Annotated in this window: 13 protein-coding genes and 1 pseudogene; 8 read left to right on the forward strand and 6 right to left on the reverse strand. The window is 65.5% G+C overall.

From position 1 onward, the window contains the following. Positions 1 to 390 precede the first annotated feature (390 nt). The 4 genes and pseudogenes from AC1DD3_RS13990 to AC1DD3_RS14005 all read left to right on the forward strand — a co-directional run bounded on the left by AC1DD3_RS13990 (position 391) and on the right by AC1DD3_RS14005 (position 6,762). Positions 391 to 1,631 (forward strand): annotated as a pseudogene (locus AC1DD3_RS13990) (IS256 family transposase). A gap of 509 nt (positions 1,632 to 2,140) precedes the next feature. Further along, a complete protein-coding gene (locus AC1DD3_RS13995) occupies positions 2,141 to 2,428 on the forward strand; it encodes an HU family DNA-binding protein (protein ID WP_056625601.1) in 288 nt (95 codons plus the stop codon). Positions 2,429 to 2,569: 141 nt separating this feature from the next. Continuing rightward, a complete protein-coding gene (locus AC1DD3_RS14000) occupies positions 2,570 to 4,741 on the forward strand; it encodes a bifunctional copper resistance protein CopD/cytochrome c oxidase assembly protein (protein WP_476881945.1) in 2,172 nt (723 codons plus the stop codon). Continuing rightward, the gene (locus AC1DD3_RS14005) at positions 4,741 to 6,762 is read left to right on the forward strand and encodes an NHL domain-containing thioredoxin family protein (RefSeq protein WP_476881946.1); all 2,022 of its coding nucleotides are present in this window, start codon (positions 4,741 to 4,743) and stop codon (positions 6,760 to 6,762) included. The genes AC1DD3_RS14000 and AC1DD3_RS14005 overlap by 1 nt, the downstream gene beginning before the upstream one ends. Positions 6,763 to 6,878: 116 nt before the next feature. Here AC1DD3_RS14005 and AC1DD3_RS14010 read toward each other — a convergent pair whose 3' ends face one another. Together AC1DD3_RS14010 and AC1DD3_RS14015 are read right to left on the reverse strand one after the other, a co-directional pair. After that, positions 6,879 to 7,871 carry a zinc ribbon domain-containing protein gene (locus tag AC1DD3_RS14010; protein ID WP_230120745.1) on the reverse strand — a complete coding sequence of 331 codons (993 nt, stop codon included), beginning with the start codon at positions 7,869 to 7,871 and terminating at the stop codon, positions 6,879 to 6,881. A 129-nt stretch (positions 7,872 to 8,000) separates the two neighbouring features. Next, positions 8,001 to 9,692, reverse strand: a complete 1,692-nt coding sequence (locus AC1DD3_RS14015) for a helicase HerA-like domain-containing protein (protein WP_230120743.1) — start codon at positions 9,690 to 9,692, stop codon at positions 8,001 to 8,003. 175 nt (positions 9,693 to 9,867) lie between these two features. On the opposite strand from AC1DD3_RS14015, the gene AC1DD3_RS14020 reads away from it, so the two are divergent. From AC1DD3_RS14020 to AC1DD3_RS14030, 3 genes are all read left to right on the forward strand, one after another. Next, on the forward strand, positions 9,868 to 10,857 hold the full coding sequence (locus AC1DD3_RS14020) for an LLM class flavin-dependent oxidoreductase (RefSeq protein ID WP_230120741.1): 990 nt from the start codon (positions 9,868 to 9,870) through the stop codon (positions 10,855 to 10,857). A gap of 401 nt (positions 10,858 to 11,258) precedes the next feature. After that, a complete protein-coding gene (locus AC1DD3_RS14025; protein ID WP_476881947.1) occupies positions 11,259 to 12,581 on the forward strand; it encodes a right-handed parallel beta-helix repeat-containing protein in 1,323 nt (440 codons plus the stop codon). Positions 12,582 to 12,784: 203 nt separating this feature from the next. Next, positions 12,785 to 15,412: a trehalase-like domain-containing protein gene (locus AC1DD3_RS14030; protein WP_230120737.1), complete on the forward strand. Its 2,628-nt coding sequence runs from the start codon at positions 12,785 to 12,787 to the stop codon at positions 15,410 to 15,412. 24 nt (positions 15,413 to 15,436) lie between these two features. Here the strand turns inward: AC1DD3_RS14030 and AC1DD3_RS14035 are convergent, their stop codons facing one another. The 4 genes from AC1DD3_RS14035 to AC1DD3_RS14050 form a co-directional block, all read right to left on the reverse strand. After that, a complete protein-coding gene (locus AC1DD3_RS14035) occupies positions 15,437 to 16,570 on the reverse strand; it encodes an FAD-dependent oxidoreductase (RefSeq protein WP_476881948.1) in 1,134 nt (377 codons plus the stop codon). A 28-nt stretch (positions 16,571 to 16,598) separates the two neighbouring features. Then, a complete protein-coding gene (locus AC1DD3_RS14040) occupies positions 16,599 to 17,525 on the reverse strand; it encodes an AEC family transporter (protein WP_476881949.1) in 927 nt (308 codons plus the stop codon). A 145-nt stretch (positions 17,526 to 17,670) separates the two neighbouring features. Next, positions 17,671 to 18,099 (reverse strand): aspartate 1-decarboxylase, encoded by a 429-nt coding sequence (panD, locus tag AC1DD3_RS14045; RefSeq protein ID WP_230120726.1) that lies wholly within the window; start codon positions 18,097 to 18,099, stop codon positions 17,671 to 17,673. A 52-nt stretch (positions 18,100 to 18,151) separates the two neighbouring features. Beyond that, positions 18,152 to 19,084, reverse strand: coding sequence for a LysR family transcriptional regulator (locus tag AC1DD3_RS14050; protein ID WP_230120725.1), 933 nt, complete (start codon positions 19,082 to 19,084; stop codon positions 18,152 to 18,154). Between the two features lie 154 nt (positions 19,085 to 19,238). Between AC1DD3_RS14050 and AC1DD3_RS14055 the strand changes: the two genes are divergently transcribed. Further along, positions 19,239 to 20,702: an amino acid permease gene (locus AC1DD3_RS14055; RefSeq protein ID WP_230120723.1), complete on the forward strand. Its 1,464-nt coding sequence runs from the start codon at positions 19,239 to 19,241 to the stop codon at positions 20,700 to 20,702. Positions 20,703 to 20,776 lie beyond the last annotated feature (74 nt).

Raw genomic sequence — 20,776 nt, forward strand, 5'->3', positions numbered from 1 at the left:
GGTGTGGGAGAGTAGGTCACCGCCGGACACTATTTACGGCCAAGGCCCCGACAGCAAATGTCGGGGCCTTCGCTCTTTAACCCCAAATATCCCCCCGGAGTCGACGGGCCCTGCCAGCACGGCCCCGCCACTGCCCGGCCGCGGTGCCGACAGACTCAACGGCAGGGGTTTTGCACCGGCCGAGATTTATAGGCACGCTCTCTCACTTCCTGCACCGAAACAAGGGACCCTCACGCACTTCCTGCACCCTCTCCGGCCACGCCCTCTCACTTCCTGCAGCTTCCTGGGCAACGCTCTCTCACCCCACCAAGGTCGGCCGGGACTGTAGATTTTCTGGTGTAACTCCTGAGGAAGAAGGAGAGAGCCGTGACGGATGTGACAGCCGCCGCGATCGGTGCGGTGGACGAGGAACTGGTTCGGCAGCTGACGGAGCGCGCCCGGGCCGAGGGGCTGCAGCTGACCGGTGAGGGCGGGCTGCTGCAAAAGCTGACCAAGCTGGTGATGGAATCGGCGCTGGAGGGCGAACTGGACGATCATCTCGGCTACGGCAAGCACGATCCGGCCGGGCGCGACGGCGGCAACTCCCGCAACGGCCGGCGGTCCAAGACGCTGCTGACCGAGGCCGGGCCGGTAGAGATCTCGGTGCCCAGGGACCGCGACGGGTCGTTCGAGCCGCGGATCGTGGCCAAGCGGCAACGCCGGCTGACCGGCGTGGACGACCTGGTGATCTCTCTTTCGGCCAAAGGCCTGACCCATGGCGAGATCGCGGCGCACCTGGCGGAAGTCTATGGCGCCGGGGTGTCCAAACAGACCATCTCCACGATCACCGACCGGGTGCTGGAGGGGATGGGCGAGTGGCAGAGCCGCCCCCTTGACCCGGTGTACCCGGTGATCTTCATCGACTGCGTGAACGTGAAGATCCGCGACGGCCAGGTCGCGAACCGCCCGATCTACGTCGCCTTGGCCGTCACGGTGGACGGGACCCGGGACATCCTCGGGCTCTGGGCCGGGGAGCACAGGGACAGCGAGGGCGCGAAGTACTGGCTGCGGGTGCTGACCGAGATCAAGAACCGCGGCGTGGCCGACTGCTGCATCGCCGTCTGCGACGGCCTAAAGGGCCTGCCGGACGCAGTCGCGGCGGTGTGGCCGCAGACCGTCGTGCAGACGTGCATCGTTCACTTGCTGCGCAACAGCTTCCGCTATGCCTCGAGGAAGGACTGGTCGCAGATCGCCAAGGACATGAAACCGGTCTAGACCGCGCCGAGCGAGACAGCCGCGGTGGACCGGTTCGCGGAGTTCGCCGGCAAGTGGGAGAAACGGTACCCGGCCATCATCGGACTCTGGACCAACGCCTGGGCGGAGTTCGTACCGTTCCTGCAATTCGACAACGAGATCCGCACAGTGATCTGCACCACCAACGCGATCGAGAGCATCAACGCTCGGATCCGCCGAGCCGAGAACGCCCGCGGCCACTTCCCCACCGAACAGGCCGCGCTGAAATGCGTCTATCTGGCGATCATGAGCCTGGACCCCACCGGCAAGGGCCGAAACGCTGGACCAACCGCTGGAAGGCCGCCCTGAACGCCTTCGAAATCACCTTCGACGGACGCCTTTCCGCCGGCAGGAACTAAACAAGAAACAACCCCAGTTACACCGAATAATTAACAGACCCCATCTGGGCACCCAGGCAAGCACGCCGCCGTCGAACCCGACAGCATGAAAAAGCGTCGGTGACTTTCCCCAGGAAGTGAGGGAGCGTCCGTAGTTCTCCCGCAGGAAGTGAGAGAGCGTCGCCGTGGGGCGTGCGGAGAGTGAGAGAGCGTCGGTGACTTTCCCGCAGGAAGTGAGAGAGCGTCGCAGTGGGGCGTGCGGGAAGTGAGAAAGGGTGGCGCCCCTTTCCCCGCGGCGTCGTGCTTTATGTTCGCTGAGACTTTATGTTCGCTGAGATAGGCCGGCGACAGTCCGCTGAGGGCGCAATTCGAAGCAAAACCCCCGAATTTCCGGTGATTTAGGTCAAAAAGTCGCGGAAACACGCGGAATTTGTCCCCCTCACGAGTGCAAGCTGGTAAGTTTTCGAACAGTGGCTTGTACGCATGCCGCGTGCAGGCTCCAGAAATCAAAAGCGTCCAGGAGGACATAAATGGCTAAGAACCGTAGTGAACTTGTTGCAGAGGTAGCAGGCAAGGCCGGCACCAGCCAGGCAGCCGTCAACTCCGTGCTCGATGCACTGTTCGAGGTTTTCGAATCTTCCGTCGCCTCCGGCGAGAAGATCACCATCCCGGGCTGGCTCGCAGTTGAGCGCACCGACCGTGCAGCCCGCACTGGCCGCAACCCGCAGACCGGCGAGACCATCCAGATCGCAGCCGGCCACAGCGTCAAGCTGACCGCAGGCTCCAAGCTCAAGGCAGCTGTCTCCAACAAGAAGTAGTCTTCTTTTACAGCTCTGACGGAGCGGCAACCCTCTCGGTTGCCGCTCCGCTTGCGTTTAAGCCCCCCTTCCCGCCGGTCCGCCGCGTGCGCCACTCGGCTCCGATTCGCTGCGCAGGCGGCGGTAGCGGACAATGGGTAGGTGCCCTCAGCAGCAGAATCCCGTGTCCCACAGCCTGCGCCCAACCCGGAAGCGCAGAGCCAAGCTGACGCCGCGCTCGGCATTGCCCGGCCCTGGCAGTTGGCGGGACTGGCTGCACTTTTCCTGGGACTCGCGGCAGCACTGCTGTTCTCGGGTGCAGCCGCCGCCCGGGAGGTCTCCGATCCCGGGGCCATGGTCCGCTGGGGCCTTCCCGTCAGCAAGGCAGTCCACAACGTCTCGCTGGCCACCGTGATCGGCGGGCTCATCTTCGCCGCAGGCATCCTGCCGAAGAACCTGGGCAGAGGCCGCTCCAAGCAGGAGGATGCGCCGGAGCACCCGGCCTTCGCGCGCGCCATGGGCGTCGCAGCGGCCGCAGGTGTGGCGTGGACGCTCTCCGCGATCGCCGTGCTGGTCCTCACCTATGCCGACGTGGCAGGGCAGGGGATCTCCGGCGACGCGGAATTCACCAAGGCACTGGTCTTCTTCATGACCGACATAGCAACCGGACGCGCCTGGCTGGCCGTAACGGTCATCGCGGCCGTGGTTACGACCGCGCTGTTTGGCGTCCGGTCACTGACGGGCCTGGCGCTGACCCTGGTGCTTGCACTGGCCGGGCTGGTGCCCACCGCGCTCATCGGACATTCGGCGAGCTCGAATGACCACGACGGTGCCATCAGCTCACTGGGCCTGCACCTCGTGGGCGTGAGTGTCTGGGTCGGCGGCATCATCCTGCTGGCGCTGCTCTCGGGCGTCCTGGCCGGCTCGCGGACTTCCGCGGGTGGGGCCGCGCCGTCCTTGCCCGGCGGCCCGGCTGACATCACCGAGCCGACGCTGCGGCGTTTCTCGTCGCTGGCGGGATTCGCCTTCGCGCTGGTCTTCGCCTCCGGCGTGCTCAACGCCAGCGTCCGGGTGACCAACTGGGGCGATCTGTTCGGCTCTCCCTATGGCCAGCTGATCCTCGCGAAGACGGCCGCCACAATCGTGCTCGGCGGCATCGGGTTCATGCACCGGCAGTGGGTGATCCCGCAGCTGGGCCGCAAGGGTTCGGTCATGTCCTCGCGGCGCGTGCTGTGGCAGCTGATCCTGATGGAGCTCCTCATCATGGGGGCCACATCCGGAATCGCCGTAGCGCTCGGCCGTTCGGCACCGCCCGAACCGACCACGTACGCGCCTGATGCTTCGCCGGCTTTCATCCTGTCCGGTTACAACCTGCCTCCGGAGCTGACCCCCGAACGCTGGCTCAGCGAGTGGCGCCTGGACTGGATCTGGGTTGCGGTGGCCGTCTTCGGGCTGGTGTCCTACTTCCTGGGCGTGGCCAAGGTCCGCGCCCGGGGGGACAAATGGCAGCTCTTCCGGTCCGCCAACTGGGTGGTCGGCCTGCTGGTGCTGACGTATGTGACCTCAGGGCCGCCGGCCGTATATGGTCGTGTGCTGTTTTCCGCGCACATGGTGGACCACATGGCCCTGACCATGGTGGCGCCACTCTTCCTCGTCCTGGGCGCCCCCGTGACGCTTGCGCTGCGGGCACTGCCTGCCCGGGGCGACGGCTCCCGGGGCCTGCGCGAGTGGCTGCTGCTGTTCGTCCACTCAAAGTTCTCGCAGCTCGTGACCCACCCGCTCTTCGCCGCAGCAAACTTCGCCGGTTCGATCGTGCTGTTCTACTACTCCGATGCCTTTGGCTTCGCGATGCGGGAACACGTGGGCCACGAGCTGATGAACCTGCACTTTGCGCTGACCGGGTACATCTTCGTGCTCAGCATGATCGGCACCGACCCGCTTCCGCGGCGTGCCCCCTTCCCGCTGCGGCTCGTGCTGCTGCTGGCCACCATGGGCTTCCACGCATTCTTCGGCGTCGCCATCATGGGCGGCACCGGCCTGCTCGCCGCCGACTACTTCGGCAACCTTGGCCGGAACTGGGGGCCGTCGGCACTCCTGGACCAGCAACTGGGCGGCGCAGTGGCCTGGGGCATCGGCGAAGTGCCCACGCTGCTGGTGGCGATCGGCGTCGCCGTCATGTGGTCCAGGTCCGATGAACGGGAGACGCGCCGCACGGACCGGGCCGCGGACAGGAATAACGACGCCGATCTCACCGCTTACAACGATATGTTTGCCAAATTGGCCGAACGCGACGCCAAGCTGGCTGAACGCAACTCAAAGCTGGAAGGACGCTGATGAGCGAAACCGTACGCACCCACCACCGGGTACGCGCCTCCGAACTGGTGGGCCGCAACTGGCTGAACACCGGCGGCAAGTCCCTCGACCTGGAGGCCCTGCGCGGCAAGATTGTGCTGCTGGACTTCTGGACCTTCTGCTGCATCAACTGCCTGCATGTCCTGGACGAACTGCGCCCGCTGGAAGAGAAGTACTCCGACGTCCTGGTAACGGTCGGCGTGCACTCGCCGAAATTCGAGCATGAAGCAGATCCTGTGGCCCTCGCCGCCGCCGTGGAACGCTACGAGATCCACCACCCGGTCCTGGACGACCCCGAGCTGGAAACCTGGAAGGCCTACACGGCACGAGCCTGGCCCACGCTGGTCGTCATCGACCCCGAGGGCTACATCGTGGCCCATCTGTCCGGCGAAGGCCACGCTGACGGCCTTGCCGTGCTCATCCCCGAGCTGATTGCCGAGCACGAAGCCCGCGGGACCCTCCACCGCGGCAACGGCCCGTATGTGGCGCCGGAGCCGACGTCGGGCACCCTGCGGTTCCCGGGCAAGGCCCTGTACCTCCCGGCGGGGCGGGGAACCTCTGCTGTCGCTTCCGCCGAAGAGCCCGACGCCGGTGCTGCCGCCGGCACAGACGCCGGCACCTGGCTGGTCACGGACACGGGCCACCACCGCCTCCTGGAGCTCGCCACCGACTTCCGGACGGTGCTCGGCACCTTCGGGACCGGCACCAAAGGGCACGCCGACGGCCCCGCGGCAGCACTGGACTCCCGTGAGCCGATCGCGGAATTCAACGAACCGCAGGGACTTGTCCTGCTGCCGGAAGACGTGGCAACGAAGACGGGCTACGACGTCGTGATTGCAGACACTGTCAACCACCGACTGAGGGGGCTGTCGCTTGCAGACGGAACCGTCACCACCCTTGTTGGAAACGGCGTGCAGCGACTGCTGGAGACCGGCCCGGCCCGCGTTGACGAAGACGCTGCAGGCTTCACCGGACGCCTCAGCGAACACCCGCTTGAGGTCTCCCTCAGCTCTCCGTGGGATGTGGTGTGGTCAGCCAGGCTGAACGCCGTGGTGATCGCCATGGCCGGCGTGCACCAGATCTTCAGCTTTGACCCCCTGTCGGGGGCCGTGTCCATCATCGCCGGCAACGGACTCGAGGGGCTGCTTGACGGGGCCGCCCATGAAGCGTGGTTTGCCCAGCCGTCCGGTCTGGCCGAGGACGCCGACGGCAACATCTGGGTGGCGGACTCTGAGACCTCCGCCCTCCGGAAGCTCGCGATTGACGACGACGGGACCGTCACCGTTGAATCGGCAGTCGGCAAGGGCCTCTTCGATTTCGGTTTCCGCGACGGCGAGGCTGCGGAGGCTCGCCTGCAGCACCCGCTCGGGGTCACCGTGCTTCCGGACGGTTCGGTGGCCATAGCCGACACGTACAACGGTGCGGTGCGGCGCTACGACCCTGTGACCAAGACCGTGTCCACCCTCGCACGGGGGCTTTCCGAGCCCTCCGATGTGATCGTGGACCACACCCAGGTGGCCGGCAAGGAGCCGCTGCTGGTGGTGGTGGAGGCCAACAAACACCAGCTCGTGTACGTCCCCATCCCCAAGGAGGCCCAGCAGGTGGACGAGGGCGCCGCGCAGACGCACCGGCCCAAGAGCCCCGTCGCCCCGGGACTCCTCGAGCTGACGGTCCGCTTCACCGCGCCCACCGGCCAGAAGCTTGATGACCGCTGGGGCGATCCCACGCAGCTGAAGATCTCGTCCACGCCGCCCGAGTTGCTGGTGGCCGGGGGCGGGACGTCCGTGGGCCTGCTCCGTACCCTGGAGCTTTCCTCCGACGTGCCCGAGGGCGTGCTGCACATTACCGCACGTGCCGCAGCCTGCGACGGCCCGGAAACCGATGACGGCGAGATCCCGGACCACGCCGCGTGCCACCTGTACCAGCAGGACTGGGGCATCCCGGTGGTGCTGCAGGCAGACGGTGACGCCGAATTGGTCCTGGACCTCCGCGGCATGGACTAGGCGTACTTGCGTACTTGCGTGCTGAACTGGCCCGGCTTTGGACCCCCAGGGGTTGAGAGCCGGGCCAGCTTTGTCGGGGCCGCGGCGCTGCGCCGGCACCCGGCAGCCGGGCGGGACTAGAAGCTCAGGAGCGGCGTGACCTTGATGGTGTCGCCGTCGATGTCCAAGCGCGTGGTGAAGCTGAAGTCGTGCACCACGTTCAGGGCGGAGACGGCGCCCGTGAAGAGGTCAACCTGCTGGGCGGTGATTCTGGCCTTGCCGTCAAGGGGTGCCACCACCCATTTGCCGTCGAACGGCTCGATGCTGATCTTCGGGTACTCGGTGATGCCCCATTTGATGGTGCCGTCCACAACCCGGTTGTTGGTGGCATGGTAGAACGGGCAGTCGGGCTGAAGCCTCTGCTGCTTATCGGCCTCGGCGGCGCATTTGTCGAGGAATTCCTTGACCCGGGACGCCACAGCCTGGTTCAGCTCCTCCGTGGCGTGTGTCAGGAGGTTCAGGGGTGCAGCGGGGACGTCCCGCCCGGCAACTGTGGCGCGTGTGGGCGGGGCCGCGAAGAATTGGCCGTTGAGCGAGGCCTCGTACTCTCCAGGGTAGAACACGGCAAAGGTGTTGCGGCCGCCGGGCATATTCACCGGGATGCCGTTGAGGGTGGCATCGCTGGAGTTCACCACGGTCACGTCCACCGTGGGAAGCGCCGCAGGCACAAACGCCCATTTGTTGAAGAACAGCCACTCGGTGCCGGTGCTCTCAAGCAGGAACTCGGTCCGCAGCCTGCTGCCGTCGATCGTGTACTCCATGGGCACCATCACCCGCTTGCCGCCGCGCGATTCGGCATCGCCAAGCTTCACGTTGGCAATCCGCGAGGCGGACGTCTGCAGTGCCGTGCCGTCGAGCATGGCTGCGTCGGCGTCGGGCACGGAGGCGCGGAGCAGGCCCAACGCCCGCTCACCCTCGCCCTTCTGCAGGGCGTCCAGGTATTCGCGCACGGGCTGCTGCGGGCTGGCCACGGAATTGTTCACCAGATTGACCGAAACGATGGCTCCGGCCACGGCAAGCATGAGGCCCAGTAGCCATCCGGCCGCCATCCTCACCAACGCTTGACTCATCTGCACGCCCCTTACGTTACCTGCAAGTTACGTGAACGCAGGAGTAACAGGCGCCGTGCATGACGCGGGGCAGCCACAGAAAAACGTCCGACGGCGGGGCGTCGCCGGTGCCGGTGGCGCCTTCTGGCGCTAGCGGCGCCGCCGGGACGACGTGCCGAAAACGCCGCGTAATAGCTCGCGGCCCAGCTGTGTTCCCATCGAGCGGACCATGCTTTTCAGGCCTCCGCCGAGGGCCCCGCCGAGCGCGCCCGTGATGTCCTCCATCATGCCGCCGGCAGGGGGAGCCGGGCGCGGTGCAGGCGCCTGACGGGTTTCGGGGGCCGGCCTGCTGCTGGGGCGTCCAAGGATTTCCTCCTCGATGCGGCGGGCGTCGGCGTCCACTGCGTTGGGATCCAGGCTGCCGGGGACGAACACCCCGGGGGACGGAACCGGCGGCAGGCCCGGTGCCGCGGCACCCGTAGGCGCGGCGGCCTTTCCGGACAGTTTTTCATAGGCGGAAACGTTGTCCACGGCAGTCCCGTACTTGGCGAGCAGCACCGAACCGGCCACTGTGCTCTTGACCAGTTCTTCCGTGCTGGGGCCCATGACAGACTCGGGGGCCCGGAGACGGGTGAGGGCCACCGGCGTGGGCGCGCCCTTCTCGTTCATGACCGTGATGACGGCTTCGCCAATGCCTGCCGAGGTGAGCGTTTCCTCGAGGTCGTAATCACTGACAGGGAAGGTGGAGACGGTGGCCTTGAGTGCCTTGGCATCCTCCGGCGTGAAGGCCCGGAGGGCGTGCTGGACGCGGTTGGCCAGCTGGCCGAGCACGTCTGCCGGGACGTCCTTCGGCGTCTGCGTTACAAAGAAGATGCCCACGCCCTTGGACCGGATCAGCCGGACAGTGGTGGTGATGGCTTCAAGGAACGCCTTGGAAGCGTCATTGAACAGGAGGTGGGCCTCATCGAGGAAAAAGACCAGCTTGGGTTTGTCGAGGTCGCCGGCCTCGGGCAGGTCCTCGAACAGGTCCGCCAGGAGCCACATCAGGAAGGTGGAGAACACCATGGGCTTGGTCTGCAGGGTGGGCAGCTCGAGGCAGGTGATGACTCCGCGGCCGTCAGGGGCGGTACGGAGAAGTTCGGCGGTGTCGAACTCGGGCTCGCCGAAGAAACGCTCCATGCCCTGCGCTTCCAGTGTCACCAGCTCGCGGAGGATGACCCCTGCCGTTGCCTTGGACAGGCCGCCCAGGTCCTGCAGGGCCGCCTTGCCCTCGTCCGACGTGAGGAACTGGATGACGGCACGGAGGTCTTTGAGGTCGATCAGTTCGAGGTTGTTCTTGTCCGCGAAGTGGAAGACGAGCTGGAGGCTGGATTCCTGCGTGTCGTTGAGCTCCATGACGCGGGAAAGCAGAATGGGCCCGAAAGAGGTGATGGTGGCGCGGACAGGAATGCCGTTGCCGTCCCCGCCGAGGGCCAGGAACTCCACCGGAAACGTTTTGCCGGCCCACGGCTGCCCGATGCTTTCGGTCCGCGCCGCCAGCTTTTCACTCCCGGTTGCAGCAGTGGCGAGGCCGGACAGATCGCCCTTGATGTCCGCCAGGAAAACGGGCACGCCGGCGGTGGAGAGCTGCTCGGCCATCATGTGCAGCGTAACGGTCTTGCCGGTGCCGGTGGCGCCGGCGACGAGCCCGTGCCGGTTCATCATGGACAGCGGCAGCCGGACCGGCGCATCTTTGTGAAGTTCGCCGTCGACGATGGCGGCCCCCAGCTCGATCGTGGCACCCTCAAGCGCATAGCCTTTTTGGATGGTGGCGACTTTGTCTGCTGTTGATTTGTTGGCCATGCGGCTAGCTTAGTGGCGGACCACCGCCCGGCGGCCAGCCTTGGCGGACAAAACTGTGGACAGCGTCACCCGGCCCGGCAGAAATAACCCCCGTGCCGCCGTCGTTGTGGAAGGTGTGCCGTGCAACCATCCGTCCCGGCACGCCAGCGAAACGCAACGAAAGGCCGGCTCCACCGTGACTGTTCCCCTCTCCATCCTTGACCTTGCGACCATCGGCAAGGGCCAGACGGCGGCGGAGAGCTTCGCCGGGAGCGTTGCCATGGCGCAGAGCGCGGAGCGGCTGGGCTACCGGCGCGTCTGGTACGCCGAGCACCACAACATGTCCTCGATTGCATCTTCGGCCACGAGCGTCCTGATCGCGCACGTTGCCGCGCACACCGAGAGCATCCGGCTGGGGGCTGGTGGAGTGATGCTGCCCAACCACTCGCCGCTCACCATCGCCGAGCAGTTCGGGACACTTGAGACGCTGCACCCGGGGCGCATCGACCTGGGACTGGGCCGTGCACCCGGCAGCGACCAGAACACCATGCGGGCGCTCCGCCGCGACCCCGGTTCGGCCGACACCTTTCCCCAGGACGTCCTGGAACTGCAGGGTTACCTGAGCGGACCCACGCGCATCCAAGGCGTTGAAGCTACCCCGGGCAAGGGAACCAATGTTCCCCTGTACATCCTGGGCTCGTCCCTGTTCGGGGCCCGGCTCGCCGCACAGCTGGGACTGCCCTATGCCTTCGCTTCCCACTTTGCTCCGAACGCGCTTCAGGACGCGGTGGCCATCTACCGCCGGGAATTCAAGCCGTCTGAGCAGCTCGCGGCACCGCACGTCATCGCCGGAGTCAATGTGATTGCGGCCGAGTCGGCGTCGGACGCGCAGTCGACCTTTAAGGACACCCTGCGCGCCCGCGTCTCGCTGTTCTTCGGCGGCGGGCGGGAGTTCACGGACGACGAAGCGGACATGGTCCTGGACTCCCCGCAGGGCCAGCATGTCTCGCAGATGATGAAGTACTCCGCTGTGGGCACGCCGGACGTCGTCATGGAGTACCTGGACGGATTCGCGAAGCATGCCGACGCCGACGAACTCATCGTCGCGCACCAAAGCACCGGCACCGCTGCGCGGCTGCATTCAGTGGAACTGCTGGCGGAAGCAGCCGGCCTGGCCCGCGTGTGACAAACGTTTAAATAATATTTATCTGCGGTGTGTGAAAGCCATCCAAGGAACGGATCCGCAGGTCAGCGTAATTTCTGCCCCATGCCCCGCGTTTCATTGAGGGTTTAATGGACCGTTATTCAACCGATATCTTTTGACTTCGACGCCGACCACAACTTAACGTTATGTGCGCAAGGTCTCCATTTACTCCGGTGGTGGCGGGGACTCCCAGGCCGCCGGACGCATTAGCTTCTGCACGCGCAGAGCGTGGCAAGTCAGGCGAAAGTAGCGGTCTCGCATAGTCACTACACCTGATCCCCGCACGCCCAAAAGGCGTTGAGGGGCCAGTTCGGCGCTGCCTGATTTCAAATCCACGGATGGAATGCGATCAGCTCCGTTCACAAACAGACCCAGGTGAAAACATGAAGATCAAATCCACCGGCGCAGCCATACTCATGACCTTCCTCATGGTCAGCGGCCTGGTTGCGGGATTCTCGGCCCCGGCCTCAGCTGCGGGCACGACATACTACGTCAGCGCTGCCGGCAGCGACAGCAATGCGGGCACGTCCAGCGCTGCCCCCTGGAAGACCCTGACAAAACTCAATCAGGCCGTTCTCAAGCCGGGAGACACCGTCAGCCTCCGCAAGGGCGACACCTGGACCGGCGGCATTGTGACTGCCCAGAGCGGCACGTCCACAGCGCCGATCACCCTGAACAGTTACGGCACCGGCAACGCGCCGACAGTCACCGGCGGCAAGTCCGGCAACTGCGTCAGGATCAACGGCAACTACACCACCGTCGACGGACTGCGGGCCGTTTCCTGCGGCTACGCGGGTTTCAGCCTTACCGGGGACCGCAATATCGTGCAGAACTCCAGCGCCTCCACCAATGCAGTTGGCCTCAAAATCGGTACCGGCTCCGATTTCGGCAAGTACACGGGCAATTCACTGACGAACAACAACGTGATGAACGTGAATACCCTCGGTACGAATTGCGGAACACCTTCTGCCGTGAACTGCAATGACGACTCCGGCGCCTTTGGCGTGCTGATCAACGGTAACGACAATGAGTTTTCCGGCAATACCGTCAGCGGTTCGACAGGGAAGTCCTACGACTACAACCAGGACGGCGGCGCTTTTGAAATCTACAACGGCAACCGCAACAACATTCACCACAATGTGTCCCTGGATAACAACAACTTCTCCGAACTCGGAAGGTCCTCGGGGACGGCGGACGCCAACACGTTCCGCTATAACCTGGTCCGCTCCACCTGTGGAGCAAACTGCTCCGAAGCCAAGGGCCTGATCGCCCGAGGAAACGGCACGTCCTTCGGGCCCACCAACGGAACTGTTTTCGAGTTCAACACGGTCTACCTCACGGGTACGCAGTCCCAGGCGATCGTTTGCCACGCAACCTGCCCGTCCTCCACGGTGATCCGAGCCAACATCCTCGTGGGTGTCAAGAACTCGCTGTGGATCAACGGTTCAGGCTGGACCGAGAAGCAGAACGTTCTCAACGGGCCTGTGAACGTCACACCGAACAGCACCTCCACCACCGCGTCAGCGCGTTTCGTGAGCGCCCCGACTGACCTCCGCCTCACCAGCATCAGTCCAGCCATCGACCGGGCCGGGGCCAGCGCCTACACCCTGGACCTGGCCGGAGCTCCTTCCACCCAGAACGGCGACTGCGCGGGAACGGCGGCCGCGGACTCCGGCGCCTATGAGTACGATTCGCCGAACTGCTGAGTCGGGCAGCCGGTAGCCCCCCGATCGGCTAGCGCCAGCACCTGAGTCCGCCTGGGCCACACCGCAATGTGGCCCGGGCGGACTTTTTGCATTCTGCGACGAAGTTACATGACCGCAATGACCGGGATATTCAGGGGAAACGGCAGCAGCGGAAACTGAAGGTGTCCAAAACCGCTTGGGGATGATCCGAAGGATTTTCGCGCATGCCAACTCCGCTCAACCAGACGGTGGCCGCTTCCGCACTGCTGACAAAATCTTTGCCGCTGGACCTGCTGAGGGCCTTTGTCCAGTCGGAAGCCGCGGACGACGGACTCACCCCCAAACTGCTCGGCGAGCTGAAGATCCTGGCCCGCACTCCCGGGCTGCTCGTGGCCTGCAATTACGGCGGAACGCTGTGCGCCGCGGAGGGCATCTCCACCGAAACGTTGCCCCTGGGCGGCGCGGCGATTGCCCTCCGCGCCCTGGCTGCGCTGCCCAACACGCATGCCGCCGTCATCTCCGGCCGGTCCTTGCGGGACCTCGCGGCGGTGTCGCGGCTTCCCGCGGAGGTGCATCTCGTGGGGTCGCACGGGGCCGAGTTCGATATGGGCTTCGCCCACGGGCTGTCCCTGGCCACCGAATCCGTCCTGCAGCAGGCCAACCAGGCCCTGCTTGAATCGATCGGCGCGTACAAGGGCATCAGCATCGAACGGAAACCGGTGGCCGTCTCGGTGCATACCCGCCCGGCGGCTCCCGAGGTCGCATCCGAGGCAGCACAGAAGGCCGAGGAGGTGGCCCGGGCGCACGGCCTGTTCTTCGTTGTGGACGGTTCCGTGCTGGATCTGTCCGTGACTGCGCCCTCCAAAGCCGAGGCGCTGGAACACCTGCGCGCCCGCCTCGGCGTGAGCGCGGCGCTGTACGCGGGGGATGCCGCGAGCGACGAATTGGCGATGGCCACGCTCCGCGGCCCCGACATGGGACTGTGGGTGGGAGGCCTGCCCACCTCGGCGAAGCACCGGCTGAGGGACCCGGAATCGTTCGCGCGCGTGCTGGCCATCCTCTTCGAACTGCGGCGTGCGTGGCTGTTCGGCGAGGATGCGGTGGGCCTGGAACGGCATTCCATGATCGGCAATGGCTCCTCCACGGCACTGCTCACGCCCGAGGCCAAGATCTGCTGGATGAGCCACCCCCTGCCGGACTCCGGCTCGCTCTTTGCGCATATTCTGGGCGGCGATGCGGCCGGCCATTTCTCGGTGGAGCCGGTCAAAGCCTCACAGGTGCTGGGCCAGCGCTACGTGGACAGCACCATGATCGTTGAGACCCGCTGGGCGGACGTCACCGTGACCGACTATCTCGAACCGGCCCCGGACGGGATCACCAGCCTGGTCCGGGTGCTGTCCGGTACGGGTGCGGCGCGGATCGTCTTTGCGCCCCGGCCGGACTACGCCAACGCGCCGTTCAGCATGGAAGCGCGCGGCGGCGAACTGCACGTCGTCGGCACGTCAGACCCCATCGTTTTGCTCGCTCCCGGCGTCAGCTTCGCCGTCGCCTCGGACGGCCGGCACGCGACGGCAACAGCCGAGATCAACCTGCAGCACGGTCCCGTGGTCCTCAATCTCCGCTGCGGTGACACCGGGATGCAACACCCGAACGGGACAGACGAAACCGCCCGCCGCTCCGCCGTCGCGCATCATTCCCGCCGCTGGGTGCAGGGCCTGGTGCTGCCCGCTGTGAAGCCGTCGCTGGTGCGGCGCTCGGCCCTGGTCCTGCGCGCGCTGGTCCATGAACCCACCGGCGCCGTGCTGGCGGCACCCACCACGTCGTTGCCGGAAGGGATCGGCGGCACCCGCAACTGGGATTACCGTTACTGCTGGCTCAGGGACGGTTCCATGACCGTGAACGCGCTCGTGGACCTGGGGTCGACGGCGGAGGCCGAGGGCTTCCTGAGGTGGCTTGGCGGGATTCTTGCCAACGCCCCCGGCCCGGAGTGGCTGCATCCGCTCTACTCGGTCACCGGGGCGCCGCTGTCCACCGAAGCCATCATCGAAAGCCTGCCCGGGTATGCGGGATCGCGGCCCGTGCGGATCGGCAACGCCGCCGACCACCAGGTCCAGCTGGACGTGTTTGGGCCCATTGCGGAGCTGATCCACGGGCTGAGCGAAGCGCAGGGCTCGCTGGCCGACTCGCACTGGGAGCTGATGGTGCAGATGACGCGCGCGGTGCTGGCCCGGTGGCATGAGGCGGACCACGGCATCTGGGAGGCCAGGCGCGCCGCGCGGCACCACGTCTATACCAAGGTCATGTGCTGGGTGACCCTGGACCGCGCCCTCCGCACCGCAGCCCGCCACGGCCGCGAGCCCGGGCCCTCCTGGGCTTCCACAGCAGCCACCATCAGGGACGAGGTGCTCCGGGAGGGCTGGGACGAGTCTGCTGCCTCCTACACCGTCGCTTACGACAGTCCGGACCTTGATGCCGCCGTCCTGCACATCGGACTGTCGGGCCTGCTGGAGGTGACCGACCAGCGCTTCCTGGACACCGTCACCGCCGTGGAGCGGGAGCTCCGCGTCGGGCCCACCGTCTTCCGGTACAGGTACGATGACGGCCTGCCGGGCCTGGAGGGCGGCTTCCACATCTGCACCACCTGGCTCATTGAAGCGTATGTGGCGGTGGGCCGCATCGCGGAGGCCTGGGATCTGTTCGATCAGCTGGTCAACCTGTTCGGGCCCACCGGGCTGCTGCCGGAGGAGTACGATCCGGGCACCGAGACCCATCTGGGAAACCACCCGCAGGCGTACTCGCACCTCGGCTTCATCCGCTGTGCCCGGCTCCTGGACCAGCATCAGCGAAGCTAGGCCAGAGCGGCCGTGTCCGCGCTCCTAGCGAATACCGGTGCGGGCGGCCGAGAAGATGGCCGGTGCGGCGCCTTCCCCGGTGGCCACGTCGGCCAGGATCCTGCCCACCACTGGCGTGAACTTGAAGCCATGGCCGGCAAAGCCGGCCCCGATGACCACCGGGCCGATGCGGTCCAGGACGAAGTTGTGGTCAGCGGCGGTGGTGTAGGTGCAGCTGATGTCGGCCATGGAACCGGCATCAACGCCCGGCAGCCAGTGCCTGGCGTAGCGCTGCAGGGCGGCCCGCTGCAGCGGCTCAGGCTGGAACGATCTGTGGTCCGGGTCCACCACCGGACCCACTCCGTGCCATCCGGCCTTGATGCCTTCGCCGGGGGTGTGCATGCCGTACACGGGAGAGTACCAGTCGTCGTACTCGCCACCGGGGCCAGGGAAATGGTTGAAGCCGGGCCAGTCGGCGCCATCATCCGCGATGCCGAAATGGGCGGGCTGCTCCTGGGTTACGGTCAGCCGCGGCATTCCCGCCACACCGGTGAGCAGCTTCGATGTCCAGCCGCCGGCGGTGACCACCGCCTGGCGGGCGGTAAGCACCTCGGTGCAGCCGCCGTCGTCCACGGTGAGTAGGACGCCGTCGTCGAGAATAATCCTCAGGTCCAGGACCTTTACATGGTGGCGGACCGCCGCGCCGTTCCGGACCGCCAGCCTTTGAAAGGCCGGCAGCGCCGCGTCCGGATTCAGCTGGCCGCCGTCCGGCATGTGCAGGACCTGCTGATCGAAGCGGATGCCGCGCCAGCGCTCGGCGGCTTCAGCCAGGGGCAGGAAGTCGGCCCTGAGGCCGGCACTGTTCAGTGCGGCATGCATGGTGCCAAGCTGCGGATCCGGACCGTGGTTTACGACGCCGGTGCGCGCCAGCAGCCGCTCGCCGCTCTCGTCTTCGAGTTCAGCCCAGAGCCGGAGTGCCTCCGCCAGCATGGCGACGTAGTCCGGCTCGGAGTACGCCAGGCTGAGGTTCCGGGTGGAGCCGTGCGATGCGCCGACGCGGTGCCCAGGCCCGAACTGTTCCAGCAGGGTCACGTCGCGCCCTCGCTTGGCCAAAGCCCAGGCGGCAGCGGAGCCCATGGCCCCGCCTCCGATGACGACGGTGTCCAAGGATGTGTTCAAGGTTCCTCCACGTTCGGTCGAAGGGCGTTCACGTCAGCAGCACGGCCACGCCGATCATGGCCGGCACGGCCACCACGGTGGTGATCAGCACCGTGTCCTTGGCAACGGTGAGGCCGGTCTTGTAGCGGCTGGCGGCCACGAAGACGTTCTGGGCCGTGGGCAGGGCGGACGTCACCACGACGGCGAAGAGCGCCTGGCCGTCCATGCCCAGCGCGAAGCGGGCAAAGGCATAGGCGATCGCCGGGTGGACGATGAGCTTGAAGGCGCTCGCCAGCAGGGTGTCAATCCGGCGTCCCATGGCGGCCTGCAGCGGCCGGGAACCGTTCAGGCTCATGCCGAAGGCCATCAGCATGGCCGGAATGGCGGCACCGCCGATCAGGTGGATGGGCTGCAGGACAAGCGGCGGAACCTGCCAGCCAGTCCCGGCCACCACCAGCCCCAGGGCGGAGCCGACGATCATCGGGTTCTTCACGATCATCAGGACGAAGCGGAGCGGCGTGGTGCGGTGGGCGCTGGTGGTCGAATCAAGGGCCATGAGGAACAGCGGCGTGAAGAACGCGAGCTGAAAGATCAGCAGGGGAGCCACATAGCTGGCGTCGCCCAGGACGTACACGGCGATGGGGATGCCGAGGTTGGCCGAGTTTGCCAGGGAGGCACTCATGGATGACATGAGTGCCTCCGGAATGCTGCGCTTGAGCAGGAACCTGACGATGACGAAGAAGATGGCAGCGGTGGCCATGGCGCCCACGGCAGTGACCAGCAACGGGGCGGCGAAAACGTCGTGAAGCCGTGCCTTGCTGAGGGTCTCGAAGAGCAGGGCGGGACTGGCCACGAAGAAGGTCAGCCCGCTGAGGACCTGACGGGCATTTTCGCCCAGGATGCCCTGCCTACCGACGAACATGCCCACCAGGATGATGGTCCAGACAACGAAAAAGCCCGCAAGAACGCCTAGCATCCGGTTGTCGCAGAAGGCTCGTAAGTGCAGGGGGTGGCGTCCACCGTCCCAGCCTAATCAGATTTATTCGGCGAAGGACGGGCTTGTGGCAGGGATCTCGCTATTCGGGCAGTGAGAGTTGCCCTGGGTCAGATGCGGGGCGCAGTCAGCTGCACGTGGCGTTGTTCAACGCAAACGGCGGGCGCATGAGCCCGGCGGTGTGGCCCTCGGCAGGATCGTTGCCGATCCGGACAATCTTGTTGTCCTTGTCAACGTGGACCACCTTGGGAGTGTAGGCCCTGGCCTCTTCCGTGGTCATCTGGGCGTAGGTGATCAGAATGACGAGGTCGTTTTCGTGCATCAGGTGCGCGGCCGCGCCGTTGATCCCGATGACACCGGAACCGCGCTCGCCGGCGATGGTGTAGGTCTCAAGGCGGGCGCCGTTGGTGACGTCCACAATGGCCACGAGCTCGCCGGGCAGGATGTCGGCAGCATCCAGCAGGTCCAGGTCTACGGTGACGGAGCCCACGTAGTGCAGGTCCGCGTGCGTGACAGTGGCGCGGTGGATCTTGGACTTAAACATTGTGCGATTCATAACTTCAACAGTCTAACGCCGGGCAAGCCGTATCGCTGTGACGCAGGAGACACTATGGCGATGCTTCCATTTCATGATCTTTGGCCGCCGCGATCGAGGCAGCGGTGGCCGCCAGGATCTCACGGGCGGCGAGAATGGCCGGGCGCTGGGCGCTTGAGCGGCGCGCTGATGTGAAGACCGTCCTGCGCGGTTTCCCGGGCAGTTCCATCAGCTGGGCTGTGGTGCCGCGGCCGGTCCAGACCAAATCCGGCATGAGGGCGACGGCGTTGCCCGATTCAATTAACCGGATCTGGGCCTGGAGGTCTGCGGTTTCAAAGCGCACGTCGGGTTCGAAGCCCGCGCTTCTGCAGGCCTGCTCGGCCCAGTGACGCGAGGCGGCGCCGCGCGGCTCCATGACCCACGGCAGCTCCTCCGTGTCCGCGAGCGACGTGATGACCTTCCTGTCCGCGGCCGGGGGCGGCACGGCAAGCCTGATGGCATCACTGGTCAGCCGTACCCGGTCCAGTTCCGGATACCGGGGTGCGGCGTGCCCGGGATACTGCTCGGCAATGACGAGGTCGAAGTCCCGGGCCCACGTTTCATGCAGGGCCGTTTCCGGCTCCCGCTGCGTCATTTCGATCCGCACCTCCGGGTAGCTGGCGGTCATGCGGGTCAAGGTGTCCGGCATGAGCGCCAGCGCCGCCGACTGGAAGACGGCGATCCGGACAGTGCCGGAGACGGTGGTGAGCGACGCGGCGAGGTCGGCCTCGGCCTGCTCCAGCGTCTCGAGGAGCTGTGCCGTGTGGGCCACCAGGACTTCCGCCTGGGGAGTGAGCTGGACTCTCCGGCCGGTTTTCCTGAGCAATTCCACCCCTACTTCCTTCTCAAGCAGGGCCAGTTGCTGGGACACTGAGGACGGACTGTACTGCAGGGCGGCGGCCACCTCGGCGAGGGTGCCCCGGATCTTCAGCTCGCGGAGCAGTCTCAGGCGGCGGACGTCGAGCACTGACTGTTCCTTTGGGTTGAGTAAATGAGTGGATGAACTAATGAATACTGTTTAGAAGTATTCACTTTATCTAATGCAACGTTGCTTGCATACTGATCAGAGTTACCCCCATCACAGGGCGGATGATGGGGCCGCACCTACGCAGGAGTCCTTGATGACCATTAAAGATCCCACCCAGTCTGTGATGCGGCGCAAGCCCATCGATGACATCGAAGTAGAGAACAAGCACAGCGGCCTGTTCAAGTCCCTTGGGCTGTGGCAGCTCACAGCCATCGGCGTCGGCGGCATTATCGGCGTTGGCATCTTTTCGCTCGCCGGCCTCGTGGCCCATGGTAGCGAGGACACCCCCGGCGTCGGCCCGGCCGTCCTGTTTTCCTTTCTGATCGCGGGCCTGGCATCAGCGGCCGCGGCGCTCTCCTATGCCGAATTTGCCGGCATGATCCCGCGCGCTGGCTCCGCCTATACATACGGATACGTGGCCCTTGGGGAGGTCATCGGCTGGTTCATCGGCTGGGACCTGCTGCTGGAGTACATTGCCATCGTGGCGGTGGTGGCCATCGGCATCTCCGGCTACTTCGATGCCTTCCTGTCCGGTATCGGGATCCATATGCCCGTCTGGATGACGTCGACAGCGGATGAGGGCAAGGGCGGCATCGTCAACATTCCCGCGATCGTGGTCTGCCTCATCGTGACCTGGATCCTGTCCCGTGGCACCAAGGCGTTCGGCCGGTTTGAACTCGTGGCCGTGGCCATCAAGGTGGTCCTGATCATATTCATCATCGGATTGGGCATCTTCTACGTCGACACCAACAACTACAATCCGTTCATGCCGAGTGGCTTCGGCCCAGTGGTGGCAGGTTCGGCCACCGTGTTCTTCGCCGTGTTCGGCTACGACGCCATGAGTACCGCGGCGGAGGAGGCTACCGACGGCAAGAAGCACATGCCCAAGGCCATCATCCTCTCCCTCATCGTGGCCATGCTCCTTTATGTTGCCGCCACTTTGGTACTGACCGGGATGCAGAATTACCAAGAGATCGACCCAAAGGCTGGGTTCGCGTCTGCCTTCTCCTCGGTGGGGCTGCCGGTGATCGCCACCATCATTTCCGTTTTCGCCGTCCTTTCCATCCTCACGGTGATGCTGACCTTCCTCCTGGGTGTCACCCGCGTCTGGTTCTCAATGAGCCGCGACGGACTGCTCCCGGGCTGGTTCGCCAAGACGGACCGGCACGGCACTCCGCAGCGCGTCACCTGGATCGCCGGCATCACATCAGCGTTCCTGGCGGGAGTTTTCCCCATCAAGGAGGTCGCGGATCTGACCAACATCGGCATTCTGGCCGCCTTCGTCGTCGTCTGTCTCTCGGTCATCATCTTCCGCTACAAGAGGCCCGACGCCCCGCGTACCTTTCGGCTCCCGCTGATGCCCTTGGTGCCAGCCTTCGGCATCCTGTCCTCCGGCTTCCTCATGACGCAACTTCCCTTCGCCACCTGGGTGCGGTTCGTCATCTGGCTCATCATCGGCCTGACCATCTACTTCGGCTACGGACGGAAGCACTCCCTAATGAACCCGAACAGCCCGCGTCACAACGAGGCCGTGGAGATGCACACCCCGGTGAACTAGCAACGCGAACGCTCTCTCACTTCCTGTCGCAAATCACAGGACGCTCTCTCACATATTGCGGAATATTGACGAAC

This window comes from Arthrobacter sp. 05T444, from assembly GCF_056395905.1.

Bases quoted from the DNA above. Each gene is read 5' to 3' on its own strand.
- AC1DD3_RS14010 (WP_230120745.1), bottom strand. From the start codon at position 7,871: ATGAGTCAAGCGTTGGTGAGGATGGCGGCCGGATGGCTACTGGGCCTC.
- AC1DD3_RS14040 (WP_476881949.1), bottom strand. From the start codon at position 17,525: ATGCTAGGCGTTCTTGCGGGCTTTTTCGTTGTCTGGACCATCATCCTG.
- AC1DD3_RS14030 (WP_230120737.1), top strand. From the start codon at position 12,785: ATGCCAACTCCGCTCAACCAGACGGTGGCCGCTTCCGCACTGCTGACA.
- panD (WP_230120726.1), bottom strand. From the start codon at position 18,099: ATGAATCGCACAATGTTTAAGTCCAAGATCCACCGCGCCACTGTCACG.
- AC1DD3_RS14005 (WP_476881946.1), top strand. From the start codon at position 4,741: ATGAGCGAAACCGTACGCACCCACCACCGGGTACGCGCCTCCGAACTG.
- AC1DD3_RS14055 (WP_230120723.1), top strand. From the start codon at position 19,239: ATGACCATTAAAGATCCCACCCAGTCTGTGATGCGGCGCAAGCCCATC.
- AC1DD3_RS13995 (WP_056625601.1), top strand. From the start codon at position 2,141: ATGGCTAAGAACCGTAGTGAACTTGTTGCAGAGGTAGCAGGCAAGGCC.
- AC1DD3_RS14025 (WP_476881947.1), top strand. From the start codon at position 11,259: ATGAAGATCAAATCCACCGGCGCAGCCATACTCATGACCTTCCTCATG.
- AC1DD3_RS14015 (WP_230120743.1), bottom strand. From the start codon at position 9,692: ATGGCCAACAAATCAACAGCAGACAAAGTCGCCACCATCCAAAAAGGC.